This window comes from Micromonospora sp. S4605 (genome assembly GCF_003176715.1).
GTDB lineage: Bacteria > Actinomycetota > Actinomycetes > Mycobacteriales > Micromonosporaceae > Micromonospora > Micromonospora echinaurantiaca.
In genome coordinates, this window is sequence record NZ_QGSW01000156.1 from 1 (window position 1) to 13,054 (window position 13,054).

The following is a 13,054-nucleotide window of genomic DNA, read 5'->3' on the forward strand; positions in this document are numbered from 1 at the left end:
CAACCACCGACGCCGCCACTCCGCACTCGGCTACCTCAGCCCCGCCAACTACGAACAAACCCTGCAACCGACTACGCTGCACCAGATCGCGGCATAACCCGGTGTCCACATCCCGGGGGGAACCTCAGCTCCGGCTCAGGACGACGTCCTGGGCCGGAGCAGCAGTGGCCAGCTCGCCACGGTGACGCTGACCGCGGCGGAACAGGCTCGGCTCGCCGCCGCCGCCGAACAGCTTCGGCAGCACGCCAGCGGCTACGCCGACATCCAGGCCACCCGGCCACAGATCCTGGGGTACGCGCTGACCGACTCACCGGTCGGCCAGCTCGCCTGGATCCTGAACAAGGTCCGGGACTGGACCGACCAGGCCCATGCCGTGCCGGACGAGGCGATCGACCGCGACATGCTGCTGACCGACGTGTCGCTCTACTGGCTGACCGGCACCGCAGCCAGCTCGGCCCAGCTCTACTACGAGGCACGCGCCCAGCCGCCCCGGCCGGCGGCCTCCTCCGGGGTTGCCGACCGGGATCGCGGTCTTCCCGCCCGACCCGGTGCTCCGCCGCCTCGCCGAACGGGAACACCGCCTCGTGCACTGGGCGGAGTACGACCGCGGGGGCCACTTCGCCGCGCTGGAGGTCCCCGACGTTCTCGTCACCGACATCCGGACCTTCTTCCGCCCACTGCGCCGGCCTGGGCGGCCGGGCAGTGGCGCCCGCTACTGACCGCTGTCCTCAACCATGCTCCACGTTCTAGCGCGGGCGCGTCGTGGCGGGCTGGCGGGTCGAGTGCGGGAAACCGCCCGAGGGGTTCCCCGCACCCGACCCGGGCAAGCGGTCAGACTCTGGCCTCCTGCTCGACCCTGGCCGGTGCGGCCGGGATCGGCTTCGGTGTCCGGCGTCCGGGCATCCACCAGTTGGCCTTGCCGCACAGTTCCATCACCGCGGGGACGAGGACCATCCGGACGATGGTGGCGTCGATGAGTACCGCGACGGCCATGCCGAGGCCTCCCTGCTTGACCGCGATGTCGGGGCCGAGCAGGGAGGTGGTGAAGACGGCGATCATGATGGCGGCCGCCGCGGTGATGACCTTGGCGGTCCGTGCCAGCCCCTGGGCGACGGCGGTGCGGGTGTCGCCGGTCCGCGCGTACTCCTCACGGACCCGTGAGGTGAGGAAGACCTGGTAGTCCATGGACAGGCCGAACAGCACCGGGAACATCATCATCGGCACCCAGGTCGTGACCGGCATGGCGGCGGGGAACCCGAGGGCCGGGCCGAGCCATCCCCACTGGACGACCGCGACGATCACGCCGTAGGCGGCGCCGATCGACAACAGGTTCATCACGGCGGCCTGCAGGGCGATCGTGACCGACCGGACCAGCGCGATCAGCAGCACCATGGAGATCGCGATGACGACAGCGATCATCAGGGGCAGGCGCGAGCTCGACTCCTCGGCGAGGTCGATGGTGCTGGCGTTCGGTCCGCCGACGTGGACCCGGTAGCCGCCGGGTGCGGTGGGCAGCACGTCGTCGCGCAGGTCGTGCACCAGGTTCGCGGTCGCCTCCTCCTGGTACCCGGTCGTCGGGAAGGCGGTGAAGGTGACGGCCTGCCCGTCGCTGCTCACTCGAGGTGGCGTGGCGTAGGCGATGCCCTCGGCCCTGCTGACCGCCTCGACCACGGGACGCAGATCGGCGTCTGCGGAGTCGACCCGGGTGGCGAAGATCAGGGGGGCGCCGTAGCCGGGACCGAAGCCCTCGGAGAGGATCTCGTACGAGATGTAGCTGCTCCGGTCGCGGGGCTGGACGCTGGCGTCGGGCTGGCTCAGCCGCATCGACAGCGTGGGAGCGGCCAGCAGCAGCAGGCTCGCGCCGGCGAGGAGCGCGGCGACCAGCGGCCTGCGCTGCACCACGCCGGCCCAACGCTCGGCGAGCGTACGGCGCTCCGGGGACGTGGCGCCGACGGGCTGACCCCGGCGGGACGCGCGACGAGGCAGGCGCAGCGAGTTGATCCGGTGTCCGGTGAAGCCCAGGAAGGCGGGCAGCAGCGTCACCGCGGCGATCATCGTCACCAGCACGATCACCGACGTGGCGACGGCCACGCCGGTCATCAGCCGCTGCCCCATGACGACCAGGCCCAGCAACGCGACCACGACGGTCGTGCCGGCGAACAGCACCGCGCGACCGGCGGTGGAGATCGCCTTGACCGTGGCGCCCTCCGGGCTCTCGCCGTCCTGCAGGCCGTCCTTGTAGCGGGTCACGATGAACAGCGCGTAGTCGATGCCGACGCCGAGGCCGATCATCGCGCCGAAGGCCAGGGTGAAGTCCGGCGCGGGGACCAGGTGCCCGATCAGCTTCGTCAACGCGAGGCCGCTCACGATCGCCAGGAGGGCGGTCACGATCGGCAGACCCATGGCCACCAGTGATCCGAAGGCGATGAACAGGATCACCGCTGCCGCCAGGATGCCCACGCTCTCGGCCGGACCCTGCGGGGGTGTCTCGGCCTTTTCCGCCATGTACCCGCCCAGCCCGAGCGTGACGCTGTCGTCGGAGGCCGCCTTGACCAGGTCCACCAAGGGCTTGACCTCGGTCTTGGTCACGTCCTTGTCGCTCAGCGGGATGGTCGTACGGGCGATCCGACGATCCGCCGTCACCAGGTTCTCGCCCTGGTAGGGGGAGGTCACCGGCCCGGTGACGGGTGAGGCGTCCAGCTCGGCGATGACCTTCTCGATCTTCTGTCGGGCGGCCGGGTCGTCGATTCCCTTCCCTGCCTTGATCGCGAGGGTCAACCGGTCCCCCTGCTGCTCGGGGAAGTGCTTCTCGAGCAGCGCCTGCGCCTTGGCGGATTCGGAGTTCCCACCGCTGAAGTCGTTGTCGGGGGCGGCGCCGTACCCGAAGCCGACCGCCGCCATGGCGATCACGCCGACGATCCAGGTCAACAGGACCAGGCGACGGCGCCGGTAGCAGAACCGGGCCAGTCCCGCCAGAGCTCCATCCGTACGGGGAGCCTCGGATGTCATCATCTTCTCCTCGAATGGCCGAGCATTGCGCTCGATCGTGCGGCCGGTGTCTTCCCTACCGTTCGCCGCGAACCGTCCAGGTCGTTTTCATCGGCGCCGAAAATGCGCGTCAGCAGCGGCGCCTTGTCAGGTGGTGCGTTCTTCAGGGGAACGAGAACCGCCGCCTCGGTGAGGTCTTCCAGCACGCTGGTGATGACGGCCAGGTCGGCGGGGGAGAGGGACGGGGCGCGACGGGCCAGCCGATGCAACTCGGCGTCGATGATGGCCCGGCTGCGCCGGTGCACCAGGGCAAGGACGGTAAACGTGGGATCGTCCGCGCACCCGGCGGACTGGTGCACCGAGCGGGCCGGATCAGTGGCCATGGCCCGGGCCTCCGCCGTGCGAACCGGCGAACGGCGTGGTGACGCCGTCGTAGCGGAGTCGCAGCATCATGCCCTGATGCGCGTGGGGAAGGTTGTGGCAGTGGTTCATCCAGATTCCGGGATTCGTGGCCCGGAACGCGACCTCCCACGTCTCGCCTGGCCGGACGTCGAAGGTGTCCACCCACAGCGGACTGCCGGTGGACGGCGTCCCGTCCCTGGACAGGATCAGCACGGGATGACCGTGCAGATGCCAGGGATGCGTTTCCAGGCTTCGGTTGACGACGGTGAACCGGACGATGTCGCCTTCGGTGACGAGCTGGTCCGGGACGGCGGGGTGGCCCCGGCCGTTGACGGTCTGCGCGTACGCCGGCCGGCCGTCGACCATGGCCACGCCTCGGTCGAGAACCATGGTGAAGTGCCGGTCGGCGTCGCGGATGTCGAAGGGCGGGGCCGCCGGAGCGCCGTACCGCAACAGGTCGAGCTCCGGCAGGTCGGACGTGTCCTCGATCCGCGCCGCACCCGCGGCGTCGCCGTCCGGGTGCAGGCGCAGTCCACCGTCACGATCGTCGTCGACGACGAGTGCCACCGACGTGTCCGGCATGACGAACACCAGGTCGTACCGCCCGCCGGCGGGCAGGTGCAGCCCCACGTCGCTGACCTCGCCGGGCTGGTGGAGGTCCCGACCGTCGACGGCCGCCACCCGGAACGGGGCACCGGCGAGGACGATCCGGCGCGGCTCCGAGTCCGTGTTGATCAACCGCAACCGCACGGGCGTACCGGGTGCCGCGGGGTGGTCGGTCCTGCCGTCCCGGCCGGCGATCGTGACGGTGCCGTCGAGGGTGTGCACGGGCAGGGTCAGGTCCACCTGCTCCGCCGCCGGCTCCTCGCCGGCCCGCCGTCCGTCGCGCGGCGTCACGACGAGCGCGCCGTACAGCCCCTTGCGGACGCCGACATGGGATGCGTAGTGGGTGTGGTACCAGTAGGTGCCCACCTGTTCGGCGCGGAACCGGTAGACGAAGTCCGCACCGGGTGCCACGGCCAGCTGGGTCACCCCCGGCACGCCGTCCTCGCCGCACGGCACGTCGTAGCCGTGCCAGTGCACGGTCACGCCGTCAGAGATGTCGGCGTTGCGCAGCCGCACCTCGATCAGGTCACCCTGGGTCGCGGTGATCGCCGGACCCGGGACCTCGCCGTTGTAGGTCCACGCGTCGACCTCCCGTCCGGACGGCAGCCGTACGGTCGCCTTCTTCGCGGTGAGCACGTGCCGCCGCACGGCACCACCCGGTGCCGGCGAGCCGGCACCCCGCAGGTCGGCCACCGACACGGCCGCACCGGACGAGCGTCCGCGACCCCCTCCCAGGGTCACCGGTTCGGCGGGGAGGAACGACAGCCCGGCGCCGGCGCCGGTGGCGGTCACCACGACCGCGCCACCCGTCCAGCCGATGAACCGGCGGCGCGAGATCGGCGCCTGCGTGACGCCGGCGTCAGCGGTGCTCCCGGCGGGAGCCGTGACCGCTCGCGCGGTCAGCAGTGCGCCGGCGCCCACGAGCGAGATCGTGATCAAGGCAGTGCTCCAGGTGAGCGGGTACCCGGCCAGGAGGGTCACGACGAGGCCGGCCAGCGCCGCGTATGCCGCGGTGAGCAGCGCGACCACCCCGCTCGCCGACCGGCCGTCGGCCCGCCCGCGTCCCGCCGCGAACAGGTGCCGGCCGGCGAGCAGCACGGCGGCGGTCCCGGCGACCCCCAGCATCGGCAGCCCGAGCAGCACCTTCTCCTGGACGAACCACCAGCCCCGGCCGGCCAGTACCGCCACGGTGCCCACCCGGACCAGCGTCACGATCACCCCCGCGATCAGGGCGGCGAGCGCCAACCGGGTACGCCGGACCGCCAGGGTGACGCCGGCCGCGAACCACGTGGCGACGCTGAGCAGCGCGACGAGGTGATCCAGGATGATCCACAGACCCGTGGTCATGGCACCTGTCGCGCCGGTGCGGCTGGCCCGGACAGCAGCTGCCTGGCCTGACGGACGATCCTCCCGGTCACGGCCAGGATGGCGAGACCGTTGACCGCGTGCAGACCGAAGACCAGCTCGCCGGCGGTCGCGCTGCCGCCGCTGCCGTCGAACGCGGCGGCGATCGCCCGGATCACGAACTGGACGACCGCGAGCCCGGCGACCAGGCCGCTCATCCCGACGAGCCGTCCGGGCATCCGGGCAACCGCGGCGACGACGGTCACCAGGACCGCGATCAGGACAACTCCGCCGCCCAGCGCCCGGTGCGGCTGGAAGGCCTCGTCGGTGGGCGCCGTGTCGAAGGCGCCACTGGCCGCCAGGAAGAACTGTGCGACGACGGCCAGCATCAGCAGGGCCGCCAGGCCAGCGAACGCTCTACGCATGGCGCGCTCCTCGAGGTGGGTGAAGGTGATCGTTCATGGCGGCGATCATCACGCCGGGCAGGCTGCCGTGGCCTCGGACAGCGGATGGCGGCAGCTACGCAATCCGGCGTAGCCGGGTTCGAAGCTCGCTACGCCCGTCGGCGTAGCGGGTCGCGCGTCTCAGCCGAGCGCTGTCCGTGGGCGAGGTCCGTAGGATCACGGCATGCAACGCCGTGCCGTGTCGTTTCCCCCGCGTCTGGTGGCGCAGGACGTGGCGCTCGCGCTCTTCGTCACCGTGATGCAGGTGCAGGGCACGGTCGCCAAGGTCGCTATGGAGGGGGCACCCCGCCCGCTCACCGACTTCGGTCACCTCGGATATGTGCTGCTGACGGTGAGTGGCCTGGCCGTGGCCCTCCGCCGCCGGTGGCCGGTTCCGGTGTTCGTCACCACCGCAGTCGCCAGCCTGGCCTACTACAGCGTCGACTTCCCGGACGGGCCGGGCTGGCTCGGGCTCTTCGTCGCCCTGTACACCCTCACCGCGTGCGGTGACGGGCGCCGGTCAGTGATGATCGCCGGCGCGGGTATCGCGGTGCTCGCCACCTGGTGGCTGGTCGCCGCGGCCGACATCGAGCCGCGCGCCGCCATCGGCTGGGTGTTCTTCCGGATCGGTGCGTCGGTCATGAGCGCCGCCCTCGGTGAGTCCGTGCGGTCCCGGCGGGTCATCGCCGCCGAGGCTCAGCAGCGTGCTGAGCTGGCTGAACGAACGCGCGAGGAGGAAGCGCGGGCGCGGGTCGACGCCGAACGGCTCCGGATCGCCCGCGAGGTCCACGACACCGTCGCGCACGCCATCGCGATCATCAACGTCCAGTCCGGTGTCAGCGCGCACGTGCTCGACAAGAGGCCGGATGTGGCCCGCGAGGCGCTGCACACCATCGAGCAGACCAGTTCCCGGGCGCTGCGGGAGATGCGGGCGATCCTCGGGGTGCTCCGGGACGACAACGACGGACGCCTGCCATACCCCGGGCTCGAGCAGATCGACGAACTCACCGCCAAGGCACGCGACGCCGGACTCGACATCAAACTCGAGCAGAGTTCGGCCGCCGCACCGCTGCCGAGCGCGGTGGGAAGTGCCGCCTACCGGATCCTGCAGGAATCGATCACCAACGTGATCCGCCACGTCGGCCCGACCCGGGTGACGGTAGCGCTGAACCCCGGGGTCGACGCCCTGGAGATCCGGGTGACCGATGAGGGCCGCCGTGCCGCCCATGGCCCCGCGATGCCGCACCTACCGGCTCAGCATCCGACCACCACCGGCAGTTCGGACAAGCCCGGCCGCGGGATCCTCGGTATGCGGGAGCGCTGTCAGCTGCTGGGTGGGGAACTCGACGCCAAGCCGACCCCGGGCGGCGGGTTCGAGGTCACCGCCCGGCTGCCCCTCGCGCCGACCGGGGCGCGTCTGTGAACGCCGCCGGGTCACCGTCGACCGACGCTCCCATCAAGGTGCTGCTGGCCGACGACGAGGGCCTCGTGCGGTCCGGGTTCAAGGTCCTGCTCGATCTCGAGGACGACATCATGGTGGTGGGAGAGGCCACCAACGGCACCGAAGCCGTCGAGCGGGCGCGCGCCACCCGTCCGGACGTCGTCCTCATGGACATCCGCATGCCGAAGCTGGACGGCATCCAGGCCACCACCCAGATCACCGCGACGCACGGGTTGGAGCAGGTCCGGGTCCTCATCCTCACCACCTACGACACCGACGAGTACGTCTTCGAGGCACTGCAGGCCGGTGCCAGCGGCTTCTTGCTCAAGGACGCCGGACCGGCCGAACTCCTGCACGCCATCCGGGTGGTCGCCGCCGGAGAAGCGTTGCTCGCGCCGCGGATCACCCGACGTCTCATCGGCCAGTTCACCGCGCGACGTACCGCCGCCCGGGCCGCGGAGGACCGGCTCGCGGTGCTGACCCAGCGCGAGCGCGAGGTGCTGGCCCTGGTGGGGCAGGGGCTGAGCAACAACGAGATCGGCGCCGAGTTGTTCCTCAGCCCGGCCACCGCGCGCACCCACGTCAGCCACGCGATGGCCAAACTGGGTGCGCGCGACCGCGCGCAACTGGTCGTCATCGCCTACCAAACCGGACTGGTCACCCCGGAGAAGGCATGACCGCGTAGCGACCAGGTTCCGGCCCGCCGCGGTGGCCGTCGTTTCTGTACAAGACAGCGGCGATGCCCGCTCCCTATCCTGGGCGCCGGCGTTCCGACGATGAGGAGAAAGACGCATGCGTGAGCTGGTCTACACCGGGTTCATGTCACTCGATGGCGTGGTGGACTCGCCCGGCGGCGGGCCGGGAGAGGAGCACCGCAGCGGTGGCTGGGTGTTCAAGGACGTCGAGGTCCTGCCCGAGGCGTTCGCCCTCAAGGGAGAGGAACTGGCCGAGACCAGCGCGCTGCTGTTCGGCCGCCGCAGCTACGAGGTGTTCGCGCCGGTGTGGCGTGACTCGGAGGACCACGCCGCCTACAAGGACCTGCCCAAGTACGTCGTGTCCAGCACGCTGCCCGAGAGCGCACTCGTCGAGGGCTGGGGCCCGACGACGATCCTGCGCTCCACCGACGACGTTCTCGACCTCAAGAAGAGCGAGGGCGGCGCGATCTTCATCCACGGCAGCGCCGAGCTGGCCCGGCGCCTGTCGGACGCACGCCTGATCGACCGTTATCACCTGCTCGTCTTCCCCGCGCTGCTCGGCGCCGGGAAGAGCCTGTTCAGCAGCGCGGACAACGAGAAGCAGGTGCTGCGCCTGCGGGACTCCGCCGCCTACCCGAACGGCGTGCTGAAGCTGATCTACGAGGTCGCCGGCTGAGCCAGGTCCAGGGCGATGGCGCCGCCGGCACCTTCCCGCAGTTGCCGCGCCGTGCGTCCCACGTACCGTTGCAACGCTCGGGCCAGGTGCGGCTCGTCGTAGTACGCGAGCCGGCCGACGACGTCGGCGGCCGCGAGGCCGCCGGCCAGCAGCATGGCGGCCTCGCGGGCGCGTTCGATCTGTCGTACGGCGCCCTGGGTCAGCCCGGTCGCGGCCCGGAACCGGCGTTCGACGGTGCGTGCCGACACCGGGGGACGCCCGCCGACGCGTAGCTCGGTGACGAGCGGATCGCGGACCACGGCTCCGGCGCGGACGAGGCGGCCGACCAGCGCCTCGACATCGTCGGGGCCGGGGGTCTCCCAGCGCGTTCCGTCCAACCGGAACGTCCGGCGCCCGGCGTCGGGCAGTTCGGCGCCCGCGTCGACCAGGGCCGGCGTCGGCACCGACCGCAACGACGTGCCCAGCGAGAACTCGATGCCGACGAACGTCGCGCCCGGCGGCACGGGCGCGACGCTGGCGCCGGTCTCGGGGCCGGAGACAGCCGCGTACGCCCGGCCCTCCTGTTTCCAGAACACCAGGCCCCAGTTCGCCGTCGCGACGGACGTCATCTGCGTCACCTGCTCGCTCGTGCAGGTCCACACGGTGTCGATCCAGGGCGAGTCGGACGCGCGCGTCGTGAACCGCAGTCCCACCCGAGCAGAGTAACGGCAGCGGCCGTCGCCGTCAGCGGAGGCCCGCTCGGGACCGCGGCCGCGATCGGTCGACGAAGGATGACTCGGGGTCGCGCAGGGTTCGGAACATCAGCCAACTCAGTAGCGGCATGAGGATGAGCGGCGTCAATCCGATCCGCAGCGAGGTGGCGTCGGCCAGGCGGCCCAGGATGGGGCTGGCGAGTCCTCCGACGCTGACGGTGAGGCCCAGGGTGATCCCGCTTGCGGTGCCGACCTTCGTCGGCAGGTAGTCCTGCGCGAGGGTCACCTGCAGGGAGAAGGGGATGTAGAGGCCGACCGAGGTCAACGCCACGAAGAAGTAGATAGCGGGTCCGGGCACCAGCACCACCCCGGCGATCGCGACGACGGTGACCGCGTAGGACCGGCGGGACACCGCCACCCGGCCCCATCGGGTCGCTGCGGAACCACCCAGGACGGAGCCGACGACGCCACCGAGGTAGAGCACGAACAATGCCGCTGTGCCGGCCGCCGCACCGCCGTTCACGCGCTGCTGGGCGTAGAGGGACACGAACGTGCTGAGGCCGACGAAGGCGATCGACCGGAACACCACGGCCACGGTCAGCCGCGTGAACGAGGCGCTGTCGTCGTGCCCGACCGCCGCCGGTTCACCGCTGTCGGTGCCCCGGCGCTGGGCAAGAGCGCGGAGCACGGGCAACGCCATCGCGCTGCCGGCGAGGGCCGGCACGATCATCAGCGGCGTCCAGCTCACACCACCGACAGCCGTGACCGCGGCGACCATGAGCGGGGCCAGTGCGAAGCCGATGTTGCCGCCGGTGGCGAAGTAGGCCATGGAGCGGTGGCTGCCTGCGCTGACCGCACGAGCGATGCGCGCGGACTCGGGATGGTAGGCGGCCACGCCGATGCCGGAGAGCGCCACGAACAGCAGGGTGAGGCTGTAGTTGCCGCTCACTCCGCTCAGCGCGATGCCGACCCCGCCCAGCAGGGTGCTGACCGGCAGCAACCACGGCAGCGCCCAACGGTCGGTGAGCGCGCCGAATGCCGGCTGCGCGACCGAGGACAGCAGGGACGCGGCGAGCACGATCCCAGATGCCGCCGCGTAGGTGTAGGCGCGCTCGGCGACGAACAGCGGCACCAGAGCCGCGACGCTGCCCTGGTAGATGTCGACGCAGGCATGGCCGACCGAGAGCAGAGCGACCAGCGTTCTCCTTCGCACCCCTCGATGGTTCCCGCCGGCGCCCTGTCTGGCTTCCGATAAACTGCCATCTAATGACGGAAATACGCCACGATCCGGTTGCCCCCACCCGCACCCAGCGGCTCGCGGCCGGAGGCGAGATCGACGCCCACCGGCACGATGACCACCAGATCGTCTACGCCGGACGCGGGGTGCTGGCCGTGACGACCAGCGAGGGGTCGTGGATCGCGCCGGCCACCCGCGCGATCTGGGTGCCAGCGGGCACGGTGCACGCCCACCGCGCCTACGGCGACCTCGACCTGCACCTGGTCGGATTGCCTGCTGAGGACAATCCGCTCGGTGTGGACACCCCGACGGTGCTGTCCGTCAGCCCCCTGCTGCGCGAACTGATCGTCGCCTACACCCTCGGCGCGGACGACGACAGCCCCGAGCGAGCCCGTCTGCGCGCCGTGCTGCTCGACCAGGTATGGGCTGCCCCCCAGCAGCGGCTACACGTTCCGGCACCCACCACGCCGCTGCTGCAGACCCTGTGCGCCATGTTGCGGACCGACCCGGGCGACGACCGCACGCTCGCTGAGCTCGGTCGCGCGGTCGGCGCCAGCGACCGCACCCTGTCCCGGCTGTTCCGCAGCGACCTCGGGATGACCTTCCCGCAATGGCGCACCCAGCTGCGCCTGCACCACGCTCTCGTCCTTCTGGCCGGCGGAACACCAGTGACTGCCGTGGCGCATCGGTGTGGCTGGTCGTCGGCCAGCACGTTCATCGACGTGTTCCGACGCACCTTCGGGCACACCCCCGGCTCCCACCCCGCCGGCTGACGTGCCCCAGCTCGACCAAGGTGCCCGCGTACTGGTGATGGTCAGTCGGTCCCCACCTGTTCATCGATCGGTCGACCACTCTGGACGGTGACGGGCCGTTCGAGGATGGTGCGCAGGACAACGGTGGAGTTCGTGTGTGAGATGGCGGGGATGGCCCGGCTGCGGTCCAGTGCGTCGGCGAGTTCGCCGGTGGTACCGACTCGTCCTGGCCGACCCGAACGGCCCGAACATCGAGGGCTACCTTGCCCAGGAGTACCGCGATGACGTCTGCCCTGGCCCCGCAGGACTACCTGGCCCGGTTCGTCGACGCCTGGGCCGGTCGCGGCGTCGACGGCTCGCGGCGCGGCGAGCGCGGCATCGACCTCTGGCGGTTTCGAGACGGCAAGATTCTGCCTCAAGGACGCCTACCGCAAGACTCGCCACTGGCGACCCGCCGACCGCCGGAGCTGCACCGGGTCGGGTTACCAGAGCGTCACGGCGATCGCCGGTCCGAACGCGACGCTGAGCAGGTAGGCGAGGTTGAACAGACCCAGGGCTTCGGCCCGGTGGGAGGCGGGCACGACGCCGGTGGCGTGCAGGGCGAGGACACCCTGACCGGTCGCGGCCGCCAGGGAGGCGAGCGCCATCGCCAGGAGCAGCAGCGGTACGGCGGTGGTGACCGCCGCCAGCAGCGGTGCGGCGGCACCCGCGACGAGCAGCGCCGCGGCCACCACCCGGCGCGGCGCCCGCCCGGACGCCGCGACCAGAAACGCCGAGCAGAACCCGCCGAACAGATACGGCGCCAGCAGCACGACTCCGCTGCGGGTGCCGTCCCATCCCGCGTGCTCCCGCAGCAACTCCGGCGCGGCGTAGAGCAGGGCGAAGTTCACCACGCCCAACCCGAAGGCCAGCGCGGACGCCGCGAGGAACCGGCCGTTACCTGCTACCGCGGCGGGCAGGAAGCCGTCCGGGCGGACCCTCATCCGGGCCACGAGCAGCAACAGCAGCGCGAGGGCGGCCGGACCGGCCACCAGCGGCCGGTGCGGAACGACAACGGCCGCGGTGACCAGCATGGCCACCACGACCATGCCGAGGGGATCGAACGACGCCGGCGCCGCGTCCGGCGGTGTGGCGCCGCGGCGAGCCGCGGGTACGGCGAGCGCCGCCAGCAGCGGCAACGCCAGCGCCGCCTGCCACGAGATCATGTCGGCAACCAGTGCTCCGGTCAGCGGACCGGTGGCGCCGACGACCGCCAGCGAGGCGGCGGCCACCCCCATCCGGCGAGGCGAGTCGGCCAGTTTCATCGCCGTCACGGTGAGGCCGGCAGACCCCAGTGCCTGCACCGCCGCACCGGCCACCAATGCCGGCAAGCTCGGGATCAGCACGAGGAGCAGCGTTCCCGCGGCCAACAGCGCGGTCGCGACGGTCAGGATCGCCCGTACCCCGCGGCGGGCCAGCAGCGCCGCCAACAGCGGAGTCCCCAACGCGATTCCCCACCCGAAGGCGGTCACGCCGGCGGCCGCCGCCTGTTCGCCGGTACCGAGCACCTCCGCGAGGTCGTCGAGGACCAGGGCCGGCGCTGCGATCCCGTACGACAGTGGACCGGCCAGCAGAGCGAGCCAGGGCGTGGCCACCCGGTCCGGTCCGGGCTGGCTGCGGTGGTGAGCGACCGCGCTGCGGTGTAGGTGATCCATCTCGATCCTCCAGTGTCGGGCTGGATCCACCATGCCGAGGTTTCTTACCGCTGGCTGACGGGTCGCTGACGTGCCCCCGGCGGC

General features: G+C 71.5%; 12 protein-coding genes. 5 read left to right on the forward strand and 7 right to left on the reverse strand.

Going from position 1 to position 13,054, the window contains the following annotated elements; all coding sequences use genetic code 11:
* Nucleotides 1–512: 512 nt before the first annotated feature.
* Entirely contained in the window at nucleotides 513–719 is a 207-nt protein-coding gene (locus DLJ47_RS11105) for a hypothetical protein (RefSeq protein WP_109899957.1), read from the forward strand.
* Between the two features lie 112 nt (nucleotides 720–831).
* Here the strand turns inward: DLJ47_RS11105 and DLJ47_RS11110 are convergent, their stop codons facing one another.
* The 4 genes from DLJ47_RS11110 to DLJ47_RS11125 are packed head-to-tail and all read right to left on the reverse strand — an operon-like array spanning nucleotide 832 to nucleotide 5,765.
* Nucleotides 832–3,009 carry an MMPL family transporter gene (locus DLJ47_RS11110; RefSeq protein WP_199235784.1) on the reverse strand — a complete coding sequence of 726 codons (2,178 nt, stop codon included), beginning with the start codon at nucleotides 3,007–3,009 and terminating at the stop codon, nucleotides 832–834.
* Complete coding sequence (locus DLJ47_RS11115) at nucleotides 3,009–3,371, reverse strand: hypothetical protein (RefSeq protein ID WP_146228072.1); 363 nt, start codon at nucleotides 3,369–3,371, stop codon at nucleotides 3,009–3,011. The genes DLJ47_RS11110 and DLJ47_RS11115 overlap by 1 nt, the downstream gene beginning before the upstream one ends.
* Nucleotides 3,361–5,343, reverse strand: a complete 1,983-nt coding sequence (locus DLJ47_RS11120; RefSeq protein WP_109899960.1) for a multicopper oxidase family protein — start codon at nucleotides 5,341–5,343, stop codon at nucleotides 3,361–3,363. Before DLJ47_RS11120 ends, DLJ47_RS11115 begins: the two co-directional genes overlap by 11 nt.
* Nucleotides 5,340–5,765, reverse strand: a complete 426-nt coding sequence (locus DLJ47_RS11125; RefSeq protein ID WP_109899961.1) for a DUF6220 domain-containing protein — start codon at nucleotides 5,763–5,765, stop codon at nucleotides 5,340–5,342. The genes DLJ47_RS11120 and DLJ47_RS11125 overlap by 4 nt, the downstream gene beginning before the upstream one ends.
* A gap of 202 nt (nucleotides 5,766–5,967) precedes the next feature.
* Between DLJ47_RS11125 and DLJ47_RS11130 the strand changes: the two genes are divergently transcribed.
* The 3 genes from DLJ47_RS11130 (at nucleotide 5,968) to DLJ47_RS11140 (ending at nucleotide 8,595) form a co-directional block, all read left to right on the forward strand.
* A complete protein-coding gene (locus DLJ47_RS11130; protein ID WP_109899962.1) occupies nucleotides 5,968–7,206 on the forward strand; it encodes a sensor histidine kinase in 1,239 nt (412 codons plus the stop codon).
* Nucleotides 7,203–7,901 (forward strand): response regulator transcription factor, encoded by a 699-nt coding sequence (locus DLJ47_RS11135; protein WP_109899963.1) that lies wholly within the window; start codon nucleotides 7,203–7,205, stop codon nucleotides 7,899–7,901. The genes DLJ47_RS11130 and DLJ47_RS11135 overlap by 4 nt, the downstream gene beginning before the upstream one ends.
* A 115-nt stretch (nucleotides 7,902–8,016) precedes the next feature.
* Nucleotides 8,017–8,595: a dihydrofolate reductase family protein gene (locus DLJ47_RS11140; protein ID WP_109899964.1), complete on the forward strand. Its 579-nt coding sequence runs from the start codon at nucleotides 8,017–8,019 to the stop codon at nucleotides 8,593–8,595.
* Here the strand turns inward: DLJ47_RS11140 and DLJ47_RS11145 are convergent.
* Nucleotides 8,577–9,287 carry a helix-turn-helix domain-containing protein gene (locus DLJ47_RS11145; protein ID WP_109899965.1) on the reverse strand — a complete coding sequence of 237 codons (711 nt, stop codon included), beginning with the start codon at nucleotides 9,285–9,287 and terminating at the stop codon, nucleotides 8,577–8,579. The genes DLJ47_RS11140 and DLJ47_RS11145 overlap by 19 nt on opposite strands.
* A gap of 31 nt (nucleotides 9,288–9,318) precedes the next feature.
* The gene (locus DLJ47_RS11150) at nucleotides 9,319–10,500 is read right to left on the reverse strand and encodes an MFS transporter (RefSeq protein WP_109899966.1); all 1,182 of its coding nucleotides are present in this window, start codon (nucleotides 10,498–10,500) and stop codon (nucleotides 9,319–9,321) included.
* A gap of 53 nt (nucleotides 10,501–10,553) precedes the next feature.
* Between DLJ47_RS11150 and DLJ47_RS11155 the strand changes: the two genes are divergently transcribed.
* Nucleotides 10,554–11,297 (forward strand): AraC family transcriptional regulator, encoded by a 744-nt coding sequence (locus DLJ47_RS11155; protein WP_109899967.1) that lies wholly within the window; start codon nucleotides 10,554–10,556, stop codon nucleotides 11,295–11,297.
* A gap of 461 nt (nucleotides 11,298–11,758) precedes the next feature.
* On the opposite strand, the gene DLJ47_RS11160 is transcribed toward DLJ47_RS11155, so the two are convergent.
* Nucleotides 11,759–12,970, reverse strand: coding sequence for an MFS transporter (locus DLJ47_RS11160; RefSeq protein WP_109899968.1), 1,212 nt, complete (start codon nucleotides 12,968–12,970; stop codon nucleotides 11,759–11,761).
* Nucleotides 12,971–13,054 lie beyond the last annotated feature (84 nt).